Here is a 21,723-nt window from a genome sequence, read left to right as displayed (position 1 = left end):
CCCACCGCAACCAATCCGGAGTTCCTATGATAAACGCTATTTCCCCTCTGTCGTCCCGCGCCATCCATGCCGAGCAACTGATGCCCGCCTTCGTGCGCGCGCGCATGGATGAACATTACGTCGAGCGCATCGAGAAGCTGCTCGGCGGCGAGCACTTGCACGAATGGCAAGCCGTGCCGGCCAGTGCGGTCATGCTGGCAGGCAATGATTACCTGAACATCGCCGGCGAGGCCGCGCTGCTGGCGGCCCAGGCGCGCGTCTTGCAGGACGGCGGCGCCATGCTGATGTCGTCCGTGTTCCTGCAGGAAGGCAGCCGCCAGCACCGGCTGGAACACAAGCTGGCGGATTTTCTCGGCAGCGAAGCGTGCGTGCTGGCGCAGTCGGGCTGGGCCGCCAATGTGGGCTTGCTGCAAAGCCTGGCCGGGCCGGGCATTCCCGTATACCTCGACATGCAGGCGCACGCTTCGCTGTGGGAAGGCGTGCAATCGGCGCAAGCCGTGCCCGTCGCCTTCCTGCACAACGATGGCGCCCACCTGCAGCGCCAGCTCGACAAGCATGGCCCCGGCATCATCATCGTCGATGCGCTGTACAGCACCAACGGCAGCGTGGCGCCGCTGCTGGACATGGTGGAAATCGCCGAACGCAGCGGCAGCATGCTGATCGTCGACGAGTCGCACTCGCTGGGCACGCACGGCCCGCAGGGCGCAGGGCTGGTGGTGGAGCTGGGCCTGGCCGAGCGCGTGCATTTCCGCACGGCGTCATTGGCCAAGGCGTTCGCGGGCCGGGCGGGGCTGATTACCTGTTCGGCCCGTTTCAAGGGATATTTTTTGTCCGCCTCGCGGCCCGCCATCTTCAGTTCCTGCCTGCTCGAACACGAACTGGCGTGGTTCGATGCGGCGCTCGACTTCATCCGCGCCGCCGATGGCCGCCGCGCCGCGCTGCACCGCCACAGCGTGCGGCTGCGCCAGGGATTGACGGATCTCGGCTACAACGTCAGCGACGGCACCGAGCAGATCATCGCGCTGGAAGCGGGCAGCGAACCCGATACCCTGATCCTGCGCAAGGCGCTGGAACGGCACGGCATCTACGGCGCCGTCTTTTGCGCGCCGGCTACGCCGAAGAACCGTTCGCTGGTGCGCCTGACCCTGAATGCGGGCTTGCGCGAGGACGAGTGCGCCAGAGTGCTGGCCGCCTGCGCCGCCATCCGTGACGAGACGGGCATGGCGCGCTGGCCATCGACGCGGCGCCTGCGCAAGCTGGCGCTGGTGTAGCGCGCGTCAGCCGTTCGTGGGCTGATTGCCGGCGATCGTGCCCAGCAGCATGGACAGGGGCGCCAGCTGGTCCACGCTGGCATTGCCCAGCAATTCCTGGCCCAGCGCCTGCGCCGTCGTAGTCGCGTGCGCCAGCAATGCCAGTCCCGCCTCGGTGATGGCGGCGTAGCCGACGCGCGCATCGCGTGCATCAGCCTGGCGTGCCACCAGGCCGATTTTTTCCAGCGGCATCAGCGAGCGCGTGATGCCGGATGCCGTCAGCGCCAAGCGCTCGGCCAGGTCGATGCGGCGCAGGCGCCCGCCGGGCGCCCGCTGCAAGTGGTACAGCAATTGGTAATCGCTGAAACTCAGGCCGTGCAGATTGCCCAGAATGCTGTCGAAGCGGCGCACGATGAGCGCCTGGGCACGCGCCAGGCGCAGGCAAAAGTCCAGCGCGCTGCCGCCGTCCGGCGTCGGGAGAGTGTGATCGGTCATGACATCCTTTTCATTTGCTGCGCAGTGCGTGAGTGCGCAAGTGTAAAGCATGGCCGCTCAATAGCGTGCCTGTCCCTGTTCCAGCAGCTGCGCCTGATGCAGCGCCAGCAGGGCGTCCAGTTCGGCGTCCGCATCGAAGGCCGGGTCGGCGGATTGATCGACGGTGTCGATGATGTCGAAGCGGAAGGCCGCCGCGCCGTCGCGCCGCCAGTCCGCCTGCAGGCGCGCATTGCGGTGCGTGCCCAGCGTGAGTTCGAAGCGGTGGCGGTTCAGCGCGCCGGGCGCGTTGCGGCTGCGGTCGAGCAGGGTGCAGCCGCTGGGCAGGTGGCGCAGCGCGATGATGCCCAGCGCGGGCGCTTGTTGCCGGTAAGCTGCTTTCAAGGCAGCTTGCTGTATTTTATCCATGTTGCGGTTTCCTCAAGGTTGGGTGATGTAATCGGTGGTGGCGATGTGGGCAATATTCGTGAACAGGGCGGCGGCGATGGCGGCGGCCAGCAGCAGGGCGCCGCCGGCGCAAAACAGTTCGCCCACCGTCAGGTGGCGCAGCAGTGCGCCCGTGGCCGCCGCCGACAGCGGGGCCAGTCCCAGGAAGATGCCCATGAACACAGCCATCGCCCGGCCCAGCATGGCGGGCGCCACGCGCCGCTGTATCCACGTAAAGATAGCCACCTGCACATAGCCGCCCAGCACGCCTGTGACAGCCAGCAAGGCCGCGCCGTGCCAGGCCGAGCTGATTTGTCCCAGCGCCATCAGCAGCAGGCCGACGACCGCATCGACGAGCAGCAGGGTGGCGCCGAAGCGGCGGCGCAGCCAGGCGCCGCCCAGGCCGGACGCCAGCATCCCGGCCAGGGTGCCGGCGCCGTGCGCGCCCATCAGCACGCCCAGCGCCGCGGCGCCGTGCAGGCGCTCACTGGCCAGCACGGGCAAGGCCACTTGCAGCGGACCCATGACGAAGAACGCCACCACCGCCCAGTAGGCATAGCAGCTGCGCAAGGGAAGGTCGCGCCACACCATGGCCAGGCCCGCCGCCATGTCGCGCCACATGCCCTGCGCGGCCGCCACGGCCAGCGGCCGCAGCTTGACTTGCCGCAAGGTCCAGGCGGAAAACACAAACGTCAGCGCATCGATGGCAAAGGCGGCGGCCAGCGCCGTCATGCTGGTTTGCTGCCCGCCATCGCGGCTGCCCAGCACGAGCGCCGCCAGCAGGGGACCGGCCAGCAAGGACAGCTGGCGCACACCCATCTGCAAGCCATTGGCTTTCTGCAACGTTGGTGCAGGCACGGCTTGCGGCAGGATGGCCGTGCCGGCCGGTATGCCAAAGGCGGACGCGACGCCGAGCGCCAGCGCGGCCGCATACGCGAGCGCCAGGCTGGCCCGGTCCAGCACCAGCAGCGCCGCCAGTGCCAGCAGGATGGCAGCGTTCGCATATTTGCTCAGTAGCAGCACGCGCCGGGGCGAATAACGGTCGGCGATGGTGCCGCCCAGCAAGATCAGCACGGCGCGCGGCGTGCCCATCAGGGCCACGGCGATACCCAGGCTGAGGCTATCGCCCGTCAGGCTCAGCACGAGCCACGGCAGCGCCAGCATGCTGAACTGGTCGCCCAGCATGGAGACGAGTCCGCCGCCCAGCAGCCAGCGGAAGTTAATATTGCGCAGCAAATCAGTGTCTGTGGCGGTTGGCATGTTCGTCTTATCCATGTTTTAAAATTGCATGGTAGTTGATGAAAACTTGATTAGTCAAGTATATTGCCATTAATTGTGGCAGAGAGAGCCAGTGGTGCATGGAGCGCCGATGCTTGCGCTATCATGGCGGCCATGACTGATACCACTGCCCCCACCCTGTACGAGACCATCGGCGGCGCCCCCGTGCTGCGCGAAATGGTCGACCGTTTCTATGACTTGATGGAACTGGAGCCCGAGTTCGCCGGCATCCGCGTCATGCATCCGCCATCGACGGACGGCTCGCGCGACAAGCTGTATTTTTTCCTCACGGGCTGGATGGGCGGACAGGATTTGTATATCGAGAAATTCGGCCACCCACGCCTGCGCGCCCGCCACTTGCCCTATGCCATCGGCACCAGCGAGCGCGACCAGTGGCTGCGCGCCATGGCCTGGGCCATGGAAGACACGGGCATCGAAGAATCCTTGCGCGTGCGCCTGATGGAGTCGTTCTATCAGACGGCCGACTGGATGCGCAACAAACCTGACTGATCCCATGAGCCCAATCGAGTTCTACAGCCTGCTGGGCGCCGCCGCCGTCGCCATCGTCCTGTTGCTATTGATTTTGCTGCGCCCGCGCGGCGCGGCCGGCGATGGCGCCACCACCCTGGCCCTGGTGCAGCAGCACCAGCAGCAAAGCCTGGAACGCATCGACCGGGTCGAGCGCGAAGTGCGCATGCAGCTGCAGGCGTCGGCGCAAGCGACGCGGCAAGACCTGGCGGCCGGCCTGGCGCAATTCCAGGCGGCGACTCTGCAACAGCTCGACAGCCTGCGCACGCAGATGCAGGCGCAGGGGAAAGTCGGACGCGAGGAACAGGCACAAAGCCTGGCGCGCTTTGCCGACAGCACCAACCAGACCCTGGCCCAGCTGACGGAATCGAATGCGCAGCGCATGCTGGAAGTGCGCGCCACCTTGGAAAACAAGATCCGCGACTTGCAGGCCGATAACGGCGCGCGCCTGGAAGAGATGCGCAAGACGGTCGACGAGAAACTGCACGCGACCCTGGAGACGCGCCTGTCCGCCTCGTTCCAGCAAGTGTCGGAGCGGCTGGAAAAAGTCCACCAGGGGCTCGGTGAAATGCAGCAGCTGGCGCTGGGCGTGGGCGATCTGAAGCGGGTGCTTACCAACGTCAAGACGCGGGGCACGTGGGGCGAAGTGCAGCTGGAAATGCTGCTGGAGCAGGTACTCACTGTCGACCAGTATGCGAAGAACGTGGAAACCGTGCCGGGCAGCGGCGCGCGCGTGGAATTCGCCTTGAAGCTGCCGGGCCTTGCCGACGGTGGACCGCCCGTGTGGATGCCCATCGATGCGAAGTTTCCCAAGGAACAGTATGAGCGCCTGGTGGAGGCGGCCGAGCGGGCCGATGCGGACGGCGTGGCCCTGGCCGGCCGGGAGCTGGAGCGGGCCGTGCGCGGCGAGGCGAAAACCATCGCCGAGAAATACCTGGCGCCGCCGCAGACGACGGATTTCGCCATCCTTTTCCTGCCCACGGAAGGCCTGTATGCGGAAGTGCTGCGCCGCCCGGGTCTGGCCGACGAATTGCAGCGCGTGCACCGCGTCAGCATCGCGGGGCCCTCGACCCTGACGGCCCTGCTCAACAGTCTGCAGATGGGTTTCCGCACCCTGGCGTTGGAAAAGCGCTCGTCTGAAGTATGGCAGGTGCTGGGCGCCGTCAAGACGGAATTCGGCAAGTTTGGCGACGTGCTGTCGCAAACCCGGCTGACCCTGGAAAAGGCGGCGAAGAATATCGAAAGCGCGGAAGTGCGCAGCCGGCAGATGGCGCGCAAATTGAAATCCGTGGAAGCCTTGCCGGGCGAAGCGGCCGCCTTGCTGCTGGGTAAGGCGGACGCGGGGCTGTCCGCCGAGGCGGACGGCGAATAGGCACGTCTTGTTCGCCGTAGCGGCTGGCTAGGCCTGTGTTTCCTCGTCCATCTGGCGCTTGACGATTTCAGCGGTGATGCTGCCTGGCGCATCGAGTTCGCGCTGCGCCAGTGCACGCATGGCCTCATTCGCCAGGCCGGCCAGCAGGGCGGCGCACAAGGCCTCGGCCTCGATCGCCTGCCCTTGCCCGTGCAGCACGGCAGCGGCGATCCGCACGTCTTTCACCAGATTCATCAACTCCGCCGCCAGGCGCGGCGCCGTGCCCGGCGCGGGAAACAGGGGCTGGCTGGCGGCCAGGGCATTGACAGTATCGAGATGGCCCAGCGGGGCGGGGCAGCGATAGCGGTCCGCCAGCGCGAAATTGCCCGCCGCGACGACGGCTGGCAGGGCTTGCCAGGCATACTGGAGCGCCAGTTCGGGGGTGCTGGCGTCCAGCCGGGCGAACAGGTCTGCGGTGGAATGGGCATCGCCCAGCGTGTCGTTCATTGCAGCGATGATCGAGAAGCGCGACGTGCGCCCGAACGCGTCGCTTGCCTGCGTTACGCTGCTGTCGTGGCGGCCGAAATCATGTTCGCCTGACAGTAGCAGCCGTATTTGCGCGTCACGCTCCACCTGCAGGGCGGCGTATGCCGGCGCGTAGGCATCGGCCAAAAATTTCCACTCCAGCATGGGAATGAAATGGTTCGATCTTGCCGGATTCAATGCCTGTCCGGCGGCGGCGAACACCTGTTGCAGCAGCGGCAGCGCTTCCGCATGCCTGCCTTCCCGGCGCAGCGCAGTGACGTGTGTCAAACGGCTATCGATGTCGGGCATGGCGATCCTTGTCTGGAATGCACCATAGTAACAAGTTCGCACCTGGCTGGCTACGCCTCACGCGGCATGCTTGCCGGTACGGCGTTTTCTGGCGCAGAATGCCGTCAACGCCAGTCCCGCCAGCAGCATGGCCCAGGTTTGCGGTTCTGGCACGGCCGGCAGGACTGTCGGGTCGGTGGGCGGCAGCGTCGGCAGGATCGTGGTAGGCGGCACGATGATGCTGCTGCCCTGGTCCGGCGGCACGCTTCCGCCACCACCTCCGCCGCCGCCGCCCATGCCGGCCGGCGCCGCGATGCCGCCGACGGTGCGCACATAATCGAAGGGCAGGAAAGGAATGCTGGCCACCTCGGGCGGCATGGCGCCGCCCGTGAAAGAACCGCCGCGCAAGGCGTCGGGATTGTCGATCAGGGGCACGCCTGCCGTTTCCGGGGCGGCGGGGGCGGCGGCAACGGGTGCCGTACCGCCGGGAGCGGCACCACCGGCCGCTGGCGGCGCCGACGCGGGCGCCTGCGTGATACGGCTGACGTTGCGGCAAATCGTCGGCACCAGGATGCACTGGCCCTGCACGCAATACACGAGTCCCCGTTCCTGCATCTGCTCGCTCCAACCCGAGCGCGTGACGTTGCGGCAGACGCGGCCCGGGCCGAAATGCATGTCGCTGATGCGCGCATTGTAATTGCCCTTGCTGCGGATGGCGTCGCGGCTGATCACCACGATCTCATCGTACTGGCGCGCGCGCATGCGCTCCTTCAATTGTTCGCGCACCGGCGGCGCGATATCCGTATAGCGGTCCACGGCCGCCACCACGTCACCCATGAACGGGTCGACGCCGGGACGATTCCAGTTGCAGTTGTCCAGCACGTCGGCGCGGGCCCCGCCTTTCGCATACGCGGGCAGGGGGGCCAGAGACAACATGCCGAATATGACTGCCGCACCCAGCATGCAAGTGCTCGCCAACCATGGACCGTGTTTCATTGGTAGTTTCCTCATGAAAACAATATCAAAATTGAATTTTTATATGAGTTCGGATGTTATCACCGAAGAAACTTCAATATCAACTAATAAATAAAATTATTACAATTTGTGTTGTGTTTTTTGATATTTTTCATTGAGAAATAATTAACATTATTATCTCGCTAGCGGAATAGCCGCCACGCCGGGAAATAGATTGCGAAGGGGCAATGCAAACGGCCCGCACAAGGCGGGCCGTCAAAGAAAGGGGGGAGGGGAGTTGCTTACATCAGGCCATGGAACAGCACGACATCGACGAGGTCGCCGGCCGCCACGTGGCCTTGCGCTTCATGCAGCACGATCATGCAATTGGCTTGCGTCATCGAGCGCAGGATGCCCGAGCCTTGCGCGCCCGTCACGCGCACGTGCTGGCGTCCGTCCGCGCCGCGCTCGACGATGCCGCGCTGGTATTCCGTGCGGCCCCGTTTCTTGCGCATCGGCGCTTGCGCCGCCACCTGCAGCAGCGGCAGGGCGGACGTGTCCGCATCGGCGCCCATCAGGCGCAGCAGGGTGGGGCGGGCGAGGAAATAAAACGCGGCCATCACGGCCACGGGGTTGCCGGGCAGGCCCAGCAGCAAGGCCGTGTCGCCCTCGCTGGCAATCCGGCCGAAGGCCATGGGGCGGCCCGGACGCATGTTGATCTGCCAGAAGGCCACTTCACCGAGGCGCGCCAGGATCTCGCGCGTAAAATCGGCCGCGCCGCTGGACACGCCACCCGAGGTGACGATGACGTCGGCCTTGGCGCAGGCGCCGCGCAGGGCCGCTTCCAGCGCCTGCGGATTGTCCTTGACGATGCCCATGTCCAGCACGTCGCAGCCGAGGCGCGTCAGCATGCCCAGCAGGGTGTAGCGGTTGCTGTCGTAGATGCAGCCCGCATCGAGCGGCTCGCCGATCGAGCGCAATTCGTCGCCCGTGGAAAAGAAGGCCACGCGCAGGCGGCGGCGCACGGGCACCGTGGCGATGCCCAGCGAGGCGAGTAAGCCCAGTTCGGCCGGTCCGAGTCGCTTGCCTTGCAGCAAGGCCGGCTGGCCCTGCATCAAGTCTTCGCCCTTGAAACGGCGGTTGTCGCCGGGGCGGATGCAGTCCGGCGCCAGCGTGATGCTGGTTTCATTGGCTTGCAGCACCAGTTCCTGCGGCACCACGCTGTCGCAGCCATCGGGCATGACGGCGCCCGTCATGATGCGCGCGCATTGGCCGCGTCCAATTTTGACGGTGCCGGGACGCCCGGCCAGGATGGTGTCGACCACGGCCAGGGTCACGGGCGCGTCGCCGCCCAGGTCGGCGCCATGCAGCGCATAGCCATCCATGGCGGAATTGTCGTGCGCGGGCACGCTGATGGGCGAGACGATGTCGGCCGCCAGGATGCGCTCGAACGCCTGCGGCAGCGGCAGTGCCTCGATGTCGGCCACGGGCGCGACGGTATCGGCCAGGATGGCTTGCGCCATCGGCACGGACAGGCCCTGCGCTTGCAGGGCGGCCAGCTCGTCCGGGGTATTGATGTTGCCGAACGCGCTATTGTTTTCGAACAGCACTTCGGCCAGCTTCAAGGGGCCGTGCCAGGTGCGCATGCGGCGCTCCCCATTGCGCAGGTAGGCATCGAGCTGGGGCAGGGCGGCGGTCTTGACGAGGCAAAAGACGGGGTGGGGGCGGCGCACGGCCGTTCCCGTCGCCGCATCGGTTTCCTCGGTGACGGCGATGGCCAGGTCGGCGTCGTTCTCGACCAGGCCGGCGGCCAGGCGCGCCGCCAGGTCGGGCGGCAGCTGGGGCGAATCGCACGGCACGGTGAGCAGATAGGGCGTGCCGGCGTGCTGCATGCCGCTGTGCAAGCCGGCCAGCGGACCCAGCTGGCCCGGCAGCGCATCCGGCCATACGGGGACGCCGAAGCGCGCGTACTCTCCGGCATCGGCGTGGACGCTGATGGCCAGCGGCCCCACTTGCGGCGCCAGGCGCTGCAGCACGTGGCGGGCCAGGGGCTGGCCATGCAGGGGCAGCATGCCCTTGTCGCGCTGGCCCATGCGCGTGCCGAGGCCGCCGGCCAGGATCAGGCCGGTAATGTCGTGTTTGTTGATCATGTCAGGTAAGAAAATTGGCGCATGCGCCATGGTAGCAGCGGCGGGCGTGCGCCGCGCCCGATTCAGCCGCCGATGTACGACATTTCCACTTTCTTTTTACCGTGCTCAAGCGCGCTGCCCGTCAAATCCGTCTGGCTGGTGCGCAATTGCGAATAGCGGTCGCCGCGGCCGCGCCACAGCTGCGCCACGGCCGAAGAGATTTCCGCGTCGCTGCGGCCGCCGCGCAGCAGGCTGCGCAAGTCGTGGCCGCTGCTGGCGAACAGACACGTGTACAGCTTGCCTTCGGTCGAGAGGCGGGCGCGGCTGCAGTCGCCGCAGAACGCCTGCGTGACGCTGGAAATGAGGCCGATTTCGCCGCCGCCATCCGCATAGCGCCAGCGCGCCGCCGTCTCGCCCGGATAGTTCGGGTCGACGGGCAGCAAGGGCATGTGTAAGGCGATGCGCCGCACGACCTCGGACGATGGGATGACTTCCTGCAAGTTCCAGCCGTTCGAGGCGCCCACGTCCATGTATTCGATGAAGCGCAGGATGTAGGGCGTGCCCTTGAAGTGGCGCGCCATGGGCACGATTTCCTGCTCGTTCATGCCGGCCTTGACGACCATGTTGATCTTGATGGGGCCCAGGCCCGCCGCATGCGCCGCGTCGATGCCGTGCAGCACGTCGGCCACGGCGAAGTCGACATCGTTCATGCGCTTGAAGGTGGCGTCGTCGAGCGAATCGAGCGACACGGTAACGCGGTTCAGGCCCGCATCCTTCAGGGCTTGCGCCTTTCTGGCCAGCAGGGAGCCATTGGTCGTCAGAGTCAGGTCCAGCGGCTGGCCCGACGGCGTGCGCAGCTCGGCCAGCATGGCGATGAGTTTTTCGATATTCTTGCGCAGCAGCGGCTCGCCCCCCGTCAGGCGGATCTTTTCCACGCCGTGCTCGACGAACAGGCGGGCGATGCGCGTGATTTCCTCGAACGACAGCAAATCCGTGTGCGGCAGATACACGTGGTTCTTGTCGAACACGTCCTTCGGCATGCAATACACGCAACGGAAATTGCAGCGGTCGGTAATCGAGATGCGCAGGTCGTGCAGGGGCCGGCCCAGGCTGTCGGCCACGTTGCCGCTGGGGCTTTCCAGCTGCGCGGGGATCGCCGGTGCCCCATTGCGGGCTTCGGCGAGGTAGATAATCTTGTCAGCCATGAAAGGTGATACCACTTACGTTAAATCGGTCAAGGCAGATACGATAGCACGAGGCCGAAGATGGCACAGGCGAGCAGCAATTTGATGGTGCCCACTTGAAACCTGATCAGCGCCACGCCGGCCGCCAGCGCGATGATCATCGCCAGCCAGTCCCAGTGCGGCAGCGGGTTTTCTTGCCAGAAGACATGGCGGCCAAAGAACAGGGCCAGGCTGGCGATGACGCCCACCACGGCCGCCGAGATGGCCGTCAGCGGCGCGCTCAGGCGCAAATTGCCGCGCGACGCTTCCACCAGCGGCGCACCGGCCAGGATGAAGATGAACGAGGGCAAGAAAGTAAACCAGCTGGCGACGAGCGCGCCGCACACGCCCGCCAGCCACAGGTGTTCCCCTGTCACGGCATGGCTCCAGCCGCCGACAAAGCCGATGAAGGCGACGATCATGATCAGGGGGCCGGGCGTCGTTTCGCCCAGCGCCAGGCCATCCATCATCTGCGCGCTCGTGATCCAGTGGTAATGGTCTGCGGCGCCCTGCACCAGGTAGGGCAGCACGGCATACGCGCCGCCGAACGTAAGCAGGGCGGCCTTGCTGAAAAACACGCCCATCTGCGCCAGCGGCTGGTCCGCCCCGCCCGCCAGCGCCAGGCCCAGCCAGGCGAAGAAGGCCAGCGCCAGGCCCACGGCGGCCGTGCCAAGCAGGCGCGGCCAGCGGAAGCGCGCATAGTCCGGCGTGGGCGTGTCGTCATCGATCAGGGCGGCGCCGTAGCGGGCCGCGCCGCCATGGTGCGCGCCGTTGGCATGAAAGTGGGCCGGCAGCCAGCGCCCGCCCGCCATGCCCAGCAGGGCGGCGGCGAGCACGATCAGCGGAAATGGCAGCCGTAGCGCGGCGATGGCGACAAATGCGGCCGCCGCGATGGCGATCAGGCTGGGGCTGCGCAAGGTGCGTCGGCCCAGGCGCCAGGCGGCCGCCAGCACGATGGCGACGACGGCCGGCTTGATGCCGTACAGGATGCCGGCGATGGCGCCCACGTTGCCATACGCCATGTAGAGCCATGACAGGGCGATCAGCACCAGCAGCGAGGGCAGCAGGAACAGCAGGCCCGCCACCAGGGCGCCGCGCGTGCGGTGCATCAGCCAGCCGATGTAGATGGCCAGCTGGGTCGCTTCCGGCCCCGGCAGCAGCATGCAGTAATTGAGGGCGTGCAGGAAACGCTGCTCGGAAATCCAGCGCCGCTTTTCCACCAGTTCCGCATGCATCATGGCGATCTGCCCGGCCGGGCCGCCAAAGCTGACGCAGCCGAGCTTGAGCCAGTACCAGAAGGCGCTGCGCAGGCTGACGGGGGCGGGGCGGGGAAGGTTGGCGTTCTCGTGCATGGCGGCTGGCTGGCAAAAGGTGGGGACGTAAAAAAGGGGAAGCCTGAGCTCCCCCTTTCATCATGGGCGGTGGGGCGAACCCGGCACGCTTATGGACGTTGCGTGTTGACCTGGATCAACGGCTCATCCGATTGCGGCGGCAAAGGCTTGCGTTCGCGCGGCTTGCGCACGGGAGCGACCGCCTTGGCGGCCGCCTCCTGCGCCAGGCGCAGTTTTTCCGGATCGGTGGCGGCCAGGGTCAGACCGGCCGAACCGAGCACCGCGTTCAAGTCCAGCGGCGCGGCCACTGGCGCGGCGGGTGCCGGGGCAGGAGCAACCACAGGCGCTGGCGTCGGAGCAGGAGCAGGAGCAGCTTCGGCAGGCACCGGCGCCGCTTCCGCTACCGGCGCTGGAGCTGGTGCTGGCGCTTCTTCGGCCACGGCGACGGTGTCCACGACAGCAACCGTTTCCACGACTGGCGCCGCTTCGACGATGACTTCCGCTGGCGCAGGCGCCGGGGCAGCTTCCGCTTTCTCGGCAAAGCTGTACTCGGCAACCGGCGCCGGTTCGGCAGCGGCTGGTTCAACTTGCGCCGCAGCCACTTCGACAGGGGCTGGCGCTACGACCGGTGCAGCAGCTGGCGCGGCTTCTGCGGCAGGAGCGGCTGCTTCGGCCTTGGCGATGTCCACCACCTTGGCCACTTCCACCACTTCGACCACTTCCACGACTTCAGCCACGACGGCTGGCGCGGTGTCGGCTGCGGCTTCCACTGGCGCTGCGACAGCGACGACTGCGGCGGCAGCCACGACGGCGACCGGTGCAGCATCAGTTACGGCTTCCGGCGCCGGAGCGACCGTAAAGCTGATCACTGGCGCGTCCTGGCCTTCGTTCTCGCCGTTTGCCGATTCGATCAGCTCGCCCGTTTCGCGGTCGCGGCGGTTGCGGTTGCGGCCGCCACGACGACGACGACGGCGCGGTTCTTCGCCTTCCACGTCGCTTTCCGTCTCTTCGCCTTCCGGGCCGGCATTGGCCGGCGCTTTCAGCAGGTTCGCCGGTGCGGCGTCCGATTCAGGGCCGTTGGATGGCACGACGACATGCACGGCGCTGGCGGTGGCGCCAACCAGGGCCAGCTCTTCAGCTTTCACTTCAGCAACAACAGCCTTGTCGGCGCGTGGTTCGCGGCCTTCGCGTGGCTGGCGTGGCGGACGCTCGGCACGTTCCGGGCGTTCCGCGCGTTCCGGACGCTCGGCGCGTTCCGGACGTTCACCGCGTTCGCGTGGCGCCGCTGCCGTATCGCCGTTCTCGCGCGCTTCACGCGGTTCGCGTGGCGGACGCGGCGGACGTGGCGGACGGGCCGCCTTTTCCAGTGCTTCCGCTTCTTTCGCTGCGTCATCCTGGGCTGGGCGGCCCTGGCCTGGTTCGCGCTCTTCGCGGCCAGGCTTGCCGTTGCGGCCACGGCCACGGGGGCCACGGCTGTTGCGGTCGCCGCGGTCGGCGCCGGCCGGCTTGGCCGGTGCGACCGGGGCGGGCGCTGGCGCCACCGGTGCCGGGGCGCCGGTGAAGAAGCTGATGATCTTGGCGATCAGACCTTGCGGTGCGGCAGGCGCGGCCACCGGAGCCGGTTTCGCTTCGACGGGCTTGCGCTCGACCAGCGGTGCCGGCTGGTCAGGGGTGATCGTCTTGACGACGGCTTCCTGGCGCGGCTTGGCTTCTTCCTTCTGGCGCTTGCTGTACGCCATGTCGGTTTCAGCGCTTTCGGCCAGATTGTAGCTGGCCTGGCTGTCTTCCAGACGCGGATCGTCGTGCTTGATGCGTTCCAGCTTGTAGTGCGGCGTTTCCAGATGCTTGTTCGGGATCAGGATCACGGCGATGCGGTGGCGGTTCTCGATTTTCAGCACTTCGCCGCGCTTTTCGTTGAGCAGGAAGGCGCCCACGTCCACGGGCACCTGCACGTGGATGGTGGCCGAGTTTTCCTTCATCGCCTCTTCCTGGATGATGCGCAGCACCTGCAGGGCGGACGATTCCGTATCGCGGATGTGGCCGGTGCCGGAGCAGCGCGGGCACGTCACGTGCGAGCCTTCGGACAGCGAAGGACGCAGGCGCTGGCGCGACAGTTCCATCAGGCCGAAGCGGGAAATCTTGCCCATTTGTACACGGGCACGGTCATGGTGCAGCGCGTCTTTCAGGCGCTGTTCCACTTCGCGCTGGTTTTTCGCCACTTCCATGTCGATGAAGTCGATGACGATCAGGCCGCCCAGGTCGCGCAAACGCAGCTGGCGGGCCACTTCTTCGGCCGCTTCGCAGTTGGTGTTGAAGGCGGTTGTCTCGATGTCCGAACCGCGCGTGGCGCGGGCCGAGTTGACGTCGACGGAGACCAGCGCTTCGGTGTGGTCGATCACGATGGCGCCGCCCGATGGCAGCGGCACGGTGCGGCTGTAGGCCGTTTCGATCTGGTGTTCGATCTGGAAGCGCGAGAACAGCGGCACGTCGTCGCTGTAGCGTTTTACGCGGTGCACCATGTCGGGCATCACGTGGCTCATGAACTGGTGCGCCTGGTCGTAGATATCGTCGGTGTCGATCAGGATCTCGCCGATGTCGGGCTGGAAGTAGTCGCGGATGGCGCGGATGACGAGCGACGATTCCTGGTAGATCAGGAATGCGCCGTTGGCCGACTTGCCGGCGCCTTCGATGGCGCGCCACAGTTGCATCAGGTAATTCAAGTCCCACTGCAGTTCATCGACGTTGCGGCCGATGCCGGCGGTGCGGGCAATGACGGACATGCCAGCAGGCAAGTCCAGTTTATCCATGGTTTCGCGCAATTCCTGGCGCTCTTCCCCTTCCACGCGGCGCGATACGCCACCGCCACGCGGGTTGTTCGGCATCAGGACCAGGTAACGGCCGGCCAGCGAGACGAACGAGGTCAGGGCGGCGCCCTTGTTGCCGCGCTCTTCCTTTTCCACCTGGACCATGATTTCCTGGCCTTCGCGCAGCGCTTCCTTGACGGAGGCGTTACGGACGTCGACGCCTTCGCGGAAATACGTGCGGGCAACTTCCTTGAAAGGCAGGAAGCCGTGGCGGTCTTCGCCATAGCTGACGAAGCACGCTTCGAGCGATGGCTCGATGCGCGTGATCACGCCCTTGTAGATGTTGGATTTGCGCTGTTCGCGCCCGGCTGTCTCGATATCGATGTCGATCAGTTTTTGTCCGTCGACAATCGCTACGCGCAGTTCTTCTTGCTGCGTGGCATTAAACAACATGCGTTTCATTTTTATAACTCCGCGACCCGTAGGCCATCTCAAAGCCGCTTCCGGGGAAGCGGCGAAGTACAGGGATATATGCGAGAACGGGAGTGCTGGCGGGGGAAATGCCCAGGCGTGCGGAGCAACAACGCGTACGAGGTATACGTTACGGCCGCAACAGGCGCGGTGAGGTCAATCGTCATGCCGAGTGCACGGGACACTTGCAACTCATCTGTAACAGCCCGGATGCCGGGGGCAGAGAATGCAAGTGGTCAGCAAATTCAGAGCCAAATCGTAAGCCGGCTCATTACAGGGATCGCGATGGCGAGGCTTGGCCTCAGCCTATTCATCGACAACCTCAGGTGGCCGCATACGGGTTTGGCGAAAACGGCAAGCGTTATCAACTTCATCAACCCGCGAGCCCGACTCGATAAGTCGCGCTAACGGGTACTTATCCTTATAATCCCACACTCACTTCAGCATCTCCACGCGTTATCCGATTACAACTACGGTGCAACCTTGATTCGCGCAGCGATGGTGCATATACATTTTTTTCCACCGAATTTGCAATTTGGCGAGGCCGGTGGAGACGCCCCTGTGTAAAATGTGCTTTTATTCTTACACTCGCAGCAGCCAGGGCCGCAGCAAAAACAATTATATATTCAAAATGAAGGACTTAGAGAGATTTCTGGGAAGACATAGTAAATGAAGAGTCAAAATGATGTTGTTCCCCCTTCAACACCCCCGGTTCAGCCGCAAGCCCAATTCGTAACGATCGCCGAGGAAGAAGCAGGCCAGCGCATCGACAACTACTTATTAAGAGTGTGCAAGGGAGTGCCTAAAAGCCACATCTACCGGATCTTGCGATCGGGAGAGGTGCGGGTGAATAAAGGCCGTATCGATCAGCTGTACCGCCTCGCCGCCGGCGACGTGGTGCGCATTCCGCCCGTGCGCGTGGCCGAAAAGGCGCCCACGGGCGCGCCGGCCGCCGAATTTTCGATCATCTTCGAAGATGCGCAGCTGCTCGTCATCGACAAGCCGGCCGGCGTGGCCGTGCATGGCGGCTCGGGCGTGTCGTTCGGCGTGATCGAACAATTGCGCGCCTCGCGCCCCGACGCCAAGTTCCTGGAACTGGTGCACCGCCTGGACCGCGACACGTCCGGCTTGCTGTTGCTGGCAAAGAAACGCACGGCGCTGACCAACCTGCACGAGCAGATGCGCGACGGCCTTACCGACAAGCGCTACCTGGTGCTGGTGGCCGGCGACTGGAAGAATGCGCGCCAGCATATCAAGTTGCCGTTGCATAAATATACGACGGCCGAAGGCGAGCGCCGGGTGGCCGTGCAGGCCGATGGCCTGGCGTCGCACACGGTGTTTTCACTGTTGCATAAATATCACAACTTCGCCTTGCTGGAAGCGGAATTGAAGACGGGACGCACGCACCAGATCCGCGTGCACCTGTCGTCGTCCGGTTTTCCCATCGCAGGCGACGATAAATATGGCGACTTTGCCCTCAACCGTGCCTTGTTGAAAGCCGACAGCACGCGCGGCGCCCTCAAGCGCATGTTCCTGCACGCGCACCAGATCACGTTTACGCATCCGGAAACGGGCAAGACGATGACCCTGAACGCGCCGCTGGCTGCCGAATGCGAGCGTTTCTTGGTAAGCTTGGGCAAACCATTGGCCGTTGCCGCACGATAATTGGGAGTTACTTAACGATCCACCGCGTGCGCGCGACACTACTCACAAGGTAGTCAGTCGCCATCATTCATTCTCAAGGAGCCGGCGGCTATGTCGTCGGGAAACATGGCAAGAAAGCAATTTGATCTGATCGTCTTCGATTGGGACGGTACCCTGATAGACAGTACCTCGACCATCGTCAAGTGCATCCAGGCATCGGCCAAAGACCTGGGCTTGCCCATTCCCACCGAGTTGCTGGCCTCGCATGTGATCGGCCTGGGTTTGCAGGAAGCGATGCAGCTGGTGATGCCCGACGTGGAGCCGAAATACCATGCGCGCATGGCGGAACGCTACCGCTATCACTATCTGTCGCGCGACCATGAGCTGACCCTGTTTCCCGGCGTACACGAGATGCTGCTGGAACTTTCCCAGCAAGCGTATTTTCTCGCCGTCGCCACGGGCAAGAGCCGTGTCGGCCTGAACCGTTCCTTGAATGCCGTCAAGCTGCTGTCCCTGTTCGATGCGACGCGCTGCGCCGATGAAACGTTTTCCAAGCCCCATCCTGCCATGCTGCAGGAACTGACGCGCGAACTGGGGCAGGATATGCGCCGTACCGTGATGATCGGCGACACCAGCCATGATTTATTGATGGCAAGCAATGCGGGTGCGGCCGGTATTGCCGTAGAGTATGGAGCGCATCCGGTGGCGCAACTGCAAGCTTGCCATCCCCTGTATTCGGCCGCCACGGTGGCCGACCTGCACCAATGGCTGAGCGAGCACGCATGATGACTGATGGTGCGGAAGTGTTGATTTGTGCGGCCGACGCCGTGGCCGATGGCGGCAAGGGCGTGCGCTTTCCCGTCGCGGCCGGCGGCGAAGCGACCACGGGCTTTGTCGTGCGCCACGGCGGCAAGGCGTATGGCTACCTGAACCGCTGTGCCCACGTACCGATCGAACTGGACTGGGCAGAAGGCGAGTTTTTCGAGTCCAGCGGCTTGTACCTGATGTGTTCGACGCATGGCGCCATCTATGTGCCGGAAAGCGGTTATTGCGCGGGCGGCCCCTGCAAGGGCGGCCGTTTGCGTCCGATTGCCGTGGTCGAACGCGACGGCCAGCTGTACTGGCAGCCCGACGAGTATGTCCAGCCGTTGCCAGCCTGAAACAGGGTGCAGGCATTATTGCAATTTAAACAAAGTGAACCATGAGCGATAACACGAATGACAAGCTGGACAGCAGCGCGCCAGCCGCCGGCCACGGCGCCCCTGCGGGCAACTGGGAGCGCGACGTGCTGGAAAAGCTGGTATTTGCCACTTTGCAAGAGCAGCGCGCGCACCGCCGCTGGAGCATCTTCTTCAAGGTCTTCGGCCTGCTGATCGTGCTGTTCGCGCTGTGGGTGTTTTATGACTACAACACGGCCGACGACAGCGAGACCCTGGGCCGCCATACGGCCTTGATCGATATCAACGGCGCCATCGAGTCCGAAGGCAGCGGCTCGGCCGCCGTCGTCATCCCTGCGCTGGACAAGGCGTTTTCCGATAGCGGCTCGGTGGCCGTGGTGCTGCATATTAATAGTCCGGGCGGCAGTCCCGTGCAGGCCGGCATGATCGTCGACGAGATGCAGCGCCTGCGCAAGGGCTATCCGGACAAGCCCTTGTATGTGGTGGTCGATGAAATGTGCGCCTCGGGCGGCTATTACATCGCCGCCGCCGCCGACCGCATCTACGTCAACAAGGCCAGCGTGGTCGGCTCGATCGGCGTGCTGATGGATGGCTTCGGCTTTACGGGCGTGATGGAAAAGGTCGGCGTCGAGCGGCGGTTGCTGACGGCGGGCGAGAACAAGGGCTTCATGGACCCGTTCAGCCCCCTGACGGAAAAGCACAAGGCGTATGCGCAAGGCATGCTCAATGAAATCCACCAGCAATTCATCGAGGTGGTGCGGACGGGACGGGGCAAGCGTCTGAAGGAAACGGCCGATACCTTCTCGGGCCTGTACTGGACGGGCGCGAAAGCCGTGGAAATGGGCCTGGCCGACGATTTCGGCACGGTCGACAGCGTGGCGCGCGACGTCGTCAAGGCGGAAGACATCGTCGACTACACGCAACATGAAGGCTTGCCGGAGCGGGTGCTCAAAAAGTTTGGCGCCGCCATGGGCGCGGGGGCCATGAAGGCAGCCGTGCAGCAATCACAACCGGCGTTGCGCTGAGGACATCACTCTTGGCTGGCAGGCAAGCCAGTCGAGAATGATTTTCAATAAGGTGGTAAATTGGCTTGAAAATGGGGCTGCTTGGGCTATAGTGAAGGCGTAGTTCTTTTCAAGGAGGGGCGATATATCAACTATGTTGTCAGTACTAACTTGATTGGCAAGTCTTGGAACTACTCGCCGCATCGCAGATGTGGTTTTGAGTGAATTTACATTCCTCACTAAAGTCCCGATGGGGCTTGGGAACGGCGGCGCAATGCCGCCGTTTCCTTTTGTTCCTTGTGTTCCTTGTGCGTGCCGGATAGACCGGTGTTGCCGGATGTTGTGTCTGGGTGTGCTGGCAAGGCAGGCATGCGAGGGCTGGGCATGGCCGGTCGGTTGCGCCGCGCTCAGACGGCGCAGCCGTTGCAGTGCGCGGGCGCGCTGCTTGCCTGCCGGGCCGGCGTCGCGATGGTGCTGGCGCCGGAACTGAGGTCAGGCGGCGTGTCCGCCATGGCAGGTGCGGTCAGGTTCCCGGTTTCCGTATCCGTTTGCGCAAAACCGCCGAGCTCCAGCCAGCACATGAAATGGCATTGGGCCTCGGCATGCCAGTGCGTCTGGCTTGCTGGCGACGGCGTTGCGTCCCCATCCTGCTGCGCAGGGGTGTTGCTCCAGCGCGCCACGCCGAGTCTGACCTTGTGCATGGCCGCCTGTTCCGCAGCGATGCGCTGGCGCATGTCGGCGATGCTGCCTTCTAAGGCGATGGTATCGGTATGCTTCATACAATGTCCTTATGAGTCGTTGCTTGGTTATTATTCCTAAAGCTCGTTAGGCGGATTCCTAACGAAGTTTCAGTCTATAAATGCGATATTCCGAGCGCTTGATATTTCTCAAAGGAATTGACCATTTATATCGAAATCTCACCTTGCACTTCAGATCATCTGTGCCTGCGCAAGGCTGGTGCGTCTTCGGCGGCCTGGAGCCGGGCCGCTTCACGCTGCCAGCCGCTTCTGGTAAAGTCACGCCCATGAGTAAATTATCCCTAGACCGCATCCTGCAATCGCAGGGTTTTGGCACCCGTAAATATTGCCGTTCCCTTATCGAAGATGGCGATGTCGTCATTGACGGCGTCACCCAGACCAATTACCGCGCCACCGTCGAGACCGAAGGTCTGGTCCTGCACGTGTTCGAAGAAGAGTGGGTATACCGCGCGCACCTGTACCTGGCGCTGAACAAACCCGCCAACTTTGAATGCTCGCGCAAACCCAGCCACCATCCCGGCGTATTGACCCTGCTGCCGGAACAATTTACCTGGCGCGAAGTCCAGCCCGTCGGCCGGCTCGACCACGATACGACCGGCATGCTGCTGATGTCCGACGATGGTGCGTTTATCCATGCACAATCGTCGCCGAAGCGCCACGTTCCCAAGATTTACCAGGCCACCACGCAAGAGCCTGTCACGGATGAGCTGGTGGCGCAGCTGTTGGCTGGCGTGCAATTGCACGACGAGCCGGCCCCGCTGGCGGCCCTCGTCTGTGTCAAGCGCGGAGAGCACCTGCTGGAAATCGTGCTCGAGCAAGGCAAGTACCATCAGGTCAAGCGCATGCTGGCCGCCGCCGGCAACCATTGCAGCGCGCTGCACCGTTCCGCCATCGGCAGCCTGACCCTGGAATCGCTGGGCATCACCGAAGGCGAGTGGTGCTATCTCACGCCCGAACAGATCGCCCTCCTGGCATAACTCCCTTGAGCGCCGAAGCCGGGTTTTCCCGGCTTTTTGGCGTCTTTGGGCTCCATTGCCTGCATTTGACGAAGTTTTCCCTACATGAAATTAGCAACCCTGAACGATGGCACGCGCGACGGCCAGCTGGCTGTCGTCTCGCGCGACCTGAAAACGGCCCACCTGGCCGACGGCATCGCCTCGACCCTGCAAAAGGCGCTCGACGACTGGAGTTTCATCGCGCCCCAGCTGGACTTGCTGTACCAGACCATTAATAGCGGCCGCGGCCATCGCGCCTTCGAGTTCGATCCCGCCAACTGCATGGCGCCTTTGCCGCGCAGCAGTTTGCGCGTGGCCGGCGCTTCTTATCTGCAGCAGATCGAGCGGGCCTGCAAGGCCGCCGGCGTCGACGCGCCCGCCAATCTGCGTGACGCGCCAAGGATGTACCAGGGCGCCAGCGACGATTTCCTTGGCGCCCACGATGACATCACCCTGGCGCACGAGCAGTGGGGTATCGATTACGAAGCGGGCATTGCCGCCATCACGGACGACGTGGCCATGGGCTCGACGCCGGACCAGGCGCACCTGAACATCAAGCTGTTGATGCTGGTAAACGACATCACCTTGCGCAACCTGGCACCCGACGAGCAGGCGGGCGGCTACGGCTTCCTGCAGGCGAAGCCGGCCATGGCGTGCTCGCCTGTCGCCATCACGCCCGACGAACTGGGCGACGCCTGGCGCGGCGGCAAGGTGCATTACGCGCTGCGTTGCAGCCTGAACGGCAAGTTGACGGGCCAGCCCCACGCGGGCGCCGACATGGCGTTCAATTACCCGCAATTGCTCGCCCATCTGTGTCAGACGCGCAACGCGCGCGCCGGCAGCGTGGTCAGCGCGGGCGGCGTCGCCAACAAGGAGATCAAGAAAGGTTTTTCCAGTATCGTTGAACGACGTAACCAGGAGATGATCGCCGATGGCGTCGCCAGCACGCCGTATTTGCTGTTCGGCGACGTGGTCCGGCTGGAGATGCTGGGCGATGACGGCAAGTCGCTGTTTGGCGCCATCGAGCAGACGGTGAAACAGGCGGAAGCGCGCAAGTCCCGCTAAGGTTACTGGAGAGTAAAGGAAATACAGGG

The 21,723-nt window shown here is 64.4% G+C and carries 19 protein-coding genes; 9 read left to right on the top strand and 10 right to left on the bottom strand.

The annotated features are described in order from the left end of the window. Positions 1 to 26 precede the first annotated feature (26 nt). The gene (gene cqsA, locus ACQ4W4_RS04570; RefSeq protein ID WP_436540944.1) at positions 27 to 1,271 is read left to right on the top strand and encodes an alpha-hydroxyketone-type quorum-sensing autoinducer synthase; all 1,245 of its coding nucleotides are present in this window, start codon (positions 27 to 29) and stop codon (positions 1,269 to 1,271) included. Between the two features lie 6 nt (positions 1,272 to 1,277). Here the strand turns inward: cqsA and ACQ4W4_RS04565 are convergent, their stop codons facing one another. Genes ACQ4W4_RS04565 through ACQ4W4_RS04555 form a run of 3 tightly spaced genes read right to left on the bottom strand, consistent with a single transcriptional unit; the run spans position 1,278 to position 3,428 of the window. Beyond that, on the bottom strand, positions 1,278 to 1,745 hold the full coding sequence (locus ACQ4W4_RS04565) for a MarR family winged helix-turn-helix transcriptional regulator (protein WP_436540943.1): 468 nt from the start codon (positions 1,743 to 1,745) through the stop codon (positions 1,278 to 1,280). Positions 1,746 to 1,802: 57 nt separating this feature from the next. Next, positions 1,803 to 2,150, bottom strand: a complete 348-nt coding sequence (locus ACQ4W4_RS04560) for a GIY-YIG nuclease family protein (RefSeq protein WP_436540942.1) — start codon at positions 2,148 to 2,150, stop codon at positions 1,803 to 1,805. Between the two features lie 12 nt (positions 2,151 to 2,162). Beyond that, positions 2,163 to 3,428 (bottom strand): MFS transporter, encoded by a 1,266-nt coding sequence (locus tag ACQ4W4_RS04555; RefSeq protein WP_436540941.1) that lies wholly within the window; start codon positions 3,426 to 3,428, stop codon positions 2,163 to 2,165. A 132-nt stretch (positions 3,429 to 3,560) separates the two neighbouring features. Between ACQ4W4_RS04555 and ACQ4W4_RS04550 the strand changes: the two genes are divergently transcribed. Next, entirely contained in the window at positions 3,561 to 3,956 is a 396-nt protein-coding gene (locus tag ACQ4W4_RS04550; protein ID WP_436540940.1) for a group II truncated hemoglobin, read from the top strand. A 4-nt stretch (positions 3,957 to 3,960) separates the two neighbouring features. Next, positions 3,961 to 5,346, top strand: coding sequence for a DNA recombination protein RmuC (locus ACQ4W4_RS04545; protein WP_436540939.1), 1,386 nt, complete (start codon positions 3,961 to 3,963; stop codon positions 5,344 to 5,346). Positions 5,347 to 5,373: 27 nt separating this feature from the next. Here ACQ4W4_RS04545 and ACQ4W4_RS04540 read toward each other — a convergent pair whose 3' ends face one another. From ACQ4W4_RS04540 to ACQ4W4_RS04515, 6 genes are all read right to left on the bottom strand, one after another. Further along, positions 5,374 to 6,159, bottom strand: a complete 786-nt coding sequence (locus ACQ4W4_RS04540) for a hypothetical protein (RefSeq protein WP_436540938.1) — start codon at positions 6,157 to 6,159, stop codon at positions 5,374 to 5,376. 57 nt (positions 6,160 to 6,216) lie between these two features. Further along, positions 6,217 to 7,074: an MHFG family PEP-CTERM protein gene (locus ACQ4W4_RS04535; protein ID WP_436540937.1), complete on the bottom strand. Its 858-nt coding sequence runs from the start codon at positions 7,072 to 7,074 to the stop codon at positions 6,217 to 6,219. 320 nt (positions 7,075 to 7,394) lie between these two features. Continuing rightward, complete coding sequence (gene moeA, locus ACQ4W4_RS04530; protein WP_436540936.1) at positions 7,395 to 9,242, bottom strand: molybdopterin molybdotransferase MoeA; 1,848 nt, start codon at positions 9,240 to 9,242, stop codon at positions 7,395 to 7,397. A gap of 62 nt (positions 9,243 to 9,304) precedes the next feature. After that, complete coding sequence (moaA, locus tag ACQ4W4_RS04525; RefSeq protein WP_436540935.1) at positions 9,305 to 10,426, bottom strand: GTP 3',8-cyclase MoaA; 1,122 nt, start codon at positions 10,424 to 10,426, stop codon at positions 9,305 to 9,307. Between the two features lie 29 nt (positions 10,427 to 10,455). Beyond that, on the bottom strand, positions 10,456 to 11,796 hold the full coding sequence (gene chrA / locus ACQ4W4_RS04520; protein WP_436540934.1) for a chromate efflux transporter: 1,341 nt from the start codon (positions 11,794 to 11,796) through the stop codon (positions 10,456 to 10,458). An 89-nt stretch (positions 11,797 to 11,885) separates the two neighbouring features. Beyond that, positions 11,886 to 15,041, bottom strand: a complete 3,156-nt coding sequence (locus ACQ4W4_RS04515; protein WP_436540933.1) for an Rne/Rng family ribonuclease — start codon at positions 15,039 to 15,041, stop codon at positions 11,886 to 11,888. A 678-nt stretch (positions 15,042 to 15,719) separates the two neighbouring features. On the opposite strand from ACQ4W4_RS04515, the gene ACQ4W4_RS04510 reads away from it, so the two are divergent. The 4 genes from ACQ4W4_RS04510 (at position 15,720) to ACQ4W4_RS04495 (ending at position 18,897) form a co-directional block, all read left to right on the top strand. After that, on the top strand, positions 15,720 to 16,715 hold the full coding sequence (locus ACQ4W4_RS04510) for an RluA family pseudouridine synthase (RefSeq protein WP_436540932.1): 996 nt from the start codon (positions 15,720 to 15,722) through the stop codon (positions 16,713 to 16,715). Positions 16,716 to 16,820: 105 nt separating this feature from the next. Continuing rightward, positions 16,821 to 17,480, top strand: coding sequence for an HAD-IA family hydrolase (locus ACQ4W4_RS04505; RefSeq protein ID WP_070289164.1), 660 nt, complete (start codon positions 16,821 to 16,823; stop codon positions 17,478 to 17,480). Then, positions 17,477 to 17,854 carry a Rieske (2Fe-2S) protein gene (locus ACQ4W4_RS04500; protein WP_436540931.1) on the top strand — a complete coding sequence of 126 codons (378 nt, stop codon included), beginning with the start codon at positions 17,477 to 17,479 and terminating at the stop codon, positions 17,852 to 17,854. The genes ACQ4W4_RS04505 and ACQ4W4_RS04500 overlap by 4 nt, the downstream gene beginning before the upstream one ends. A 41-nt stretch (positions 17,855 to 17,895) precedes the next feature. After that, positions 17,896 to 18,897, top strand: a complete 1,002-nt coding sequence (locus ACQ4W4_RS04495; protein WP_436540930.1) for a S49 family peptidase — start codon at positions 17,896 to 17,898, stop codon at positions 18,895 to 18,897. Between the two features lie 386 nt (positions 18,898 to 19,283). Here ACQ4W4_RS04495 and ACQ4W4_RS04490 read toward each other — a convergent pair whose 3' ends face one another. Continuing rightward, positions 19,284 to 19,655, bottom strand: a complete 372-nt coding sequence (locus ACQ4W4_RS04490) for a hypothetical protein (RefSeq protein WP_436540929.1) — start codon at positions 19,653 to 19,655, stop codon at positions 19,284 to 19,286. A 245-nt stretch (positions 19,656 to 19,900) separates the two neighbouring features. Between ACQ4W4_RS04490 and ACQ4W4_RS04485 the strand changes: the two genes are divergently transcribed. Continuing rightward, positions 19,901 to 20,611, top strand: coding sequence for a pseudouridine synthase (locus tag ACQ4W4_RS04485; protein ID WP_436540928.1), 711 nt, complete (start codon positions 19,901 to 19,903; stop codon positions 20,609 to 20,611). An 84-nt stretch (positions 20,612 to 20,695) separates the two neighbouring features. Further along, on the top strand, positions 20,696 to 21,694 hold the full coding sequence (locus tag ACQ4W4_RS04480; RefSeq protein WP_436540927.1) for a fumarylacetoacetate hydrolase family protein: 999 nt from the start codon (positions 20,696 to 20,698) through the stop codon (positions 21,692 to 21,694). Positions 21,695 to 21,723: the final 29 nt, after the last annotated feature.

It is taken from the genome of Janthinobacterium glycogeni, from assembly GCF_051380725.1.
GTDB lineage: Bacteria > Pseudomonadota > Gammaproteobacteria > Burkholderiales > Burkholderiaceae_D > Janthinobacterium.
This window is presented reverse-complemented; position numbering and strand designations above follow the sequence as displayed.

Excerpts from the sequence above, each read along its gene's own strand:
- cqsA (WP_436540944.1), top strand. The coding sequence starts at position 27 with ATGATAAACGCTATTTCCCCTCTGTCGTCCCGCGCCATCCATGCCGAG.
- ACQ4W4_RS04565 (WP_436540943.1), bottom strand. The coding sequence starts at position 1,745 with ATGACCGATCACACTCTCCCGACGCCGGACGGCGGCAGCGCGCTGGAC.
- ACQ4W4_RS04560 (WP_436540942.1), bottom strand. The coding sequence starts at position 2,150 with ATGGATAAAATACAGCAAGCTGCCTTGAAAGCAGCTTACCGGCAACAA.
- ACQ4W4_RS04555 (WP_436540941.1), bottom strand. The coding sequence starts at position 3,428 with ATGCCAACCGCCACAGACACTGATTTGCTGCGCAATATTAACTTCCGC.
- ACQ4W4_RS04550 (WP_436540940.1), top strand. The coding sequence starts at position 3,561 with ATGACTGATACCACTGCCCCCACCCTGTACGAGACCATCGGCGGCGCC.
- ACQ4W4_RS04545 (WP_436540939.1), top strand. The coding sequence starts at position 3,961 with ATGAGCCCAATCGAGTTCTACAGCCTGCTGGGCGCCGCCGCCGTCGCC.
- ACQ4W4_RS04540 (WP_436540938.1), bottom strand. The coding sequence starts at position 6,159 with ATGCCCGACATCGATAGCCGTTTGACACACGTCACTGCGCTGCGCCGG.
- ACQ4W4_RS04535 (WP_436540937.1), bottom strand. The coding sequence starts at position 7,074 with ATGTTGTCTCTGGCCCCCCTGCCCGCGTATGCGAAAGGCGGGGCCCGC.
- moeA (WP_436540936.1), bottom strand. The coding sequence starts at position 9,242 with ATGATCAACAAACACGACATTACCGGCCTGATCCTGGCCGGCGGCCTC.
- moaA (WP_436540935.1), bottom strand. The coding sequence starts at position 10,426 with ATGGCTGACAAGATTATCTACCTCGCCGAAGCCCGCAATGGGGCACCG.
- chrA (WP_436540934.1), bottom strand. The coding sequence starts at position 11,796 with ATGCACGAGAACGCCAACCTTCCCCGCCCCGCCCCCGTCAGCCTGCGC.
- ACQ4W4_RS04515 (WP_436540933.1), bottom strand. The coding sequence starts at position 15,041 with ATGAAACGCATGTTGTTTAATGCCACGCAGCAAGAAGAACTGCGCGTA.
- ACQ4W4_RS04510 (WP_436540932.1), top strand. The coding sequence starts at position 15,720 with ATGAAGAGTCAAAATGATGTTGTTCCCCCTTCAACACCCCCGGTTCAG.
- ACQ4W4_RS04505 (WP_070289164.1), top strand. The coding sequence starts at position 16,821 with ATGGCAAGAAAGCAATTTGATCTGATCGTCTTCGATTGGGACGGTACC.
- ACQ4W4_RS04500 (WP_436540931.1), top strand. The coding sequence starts at position 17,477 with ATGATGACTGATGGTGCGGAAGTGTTGATTTGTGCGGCCGACGCCGTG.
- ACQ4W4_RS04495 (WP_436540930.1), top strand. The coding sequence starts at position 17,896 with ATGAGCGATAACACGAATGACAAGCTGGACAGCAGCGCGCCAGCCGCC.
- ACQ4W4_RS04490 (WP_436540929.1), bottom strand. The coding sequence starts at position 19,655 with ATGAAGCATACCGATACCATCGCCTTAGAAGGCAGCATCGCCGACATG.
- ACQ4W4_RS04485 (WP_436540928.1), top strand. The coding sequence starts at position 19,901 with ATGAGTAAATTATCCCTAGACCGCATCCTGCAATCGCAGGGTTTTGGC.
- ACQ4W4_RS04480 (WP_436540927.1), top strand. The coding sequence starts at position 20,696 with ATGAAATTAGCAACCCTGAACGATGGCACGCGCGACGGCCAGCTGGCT.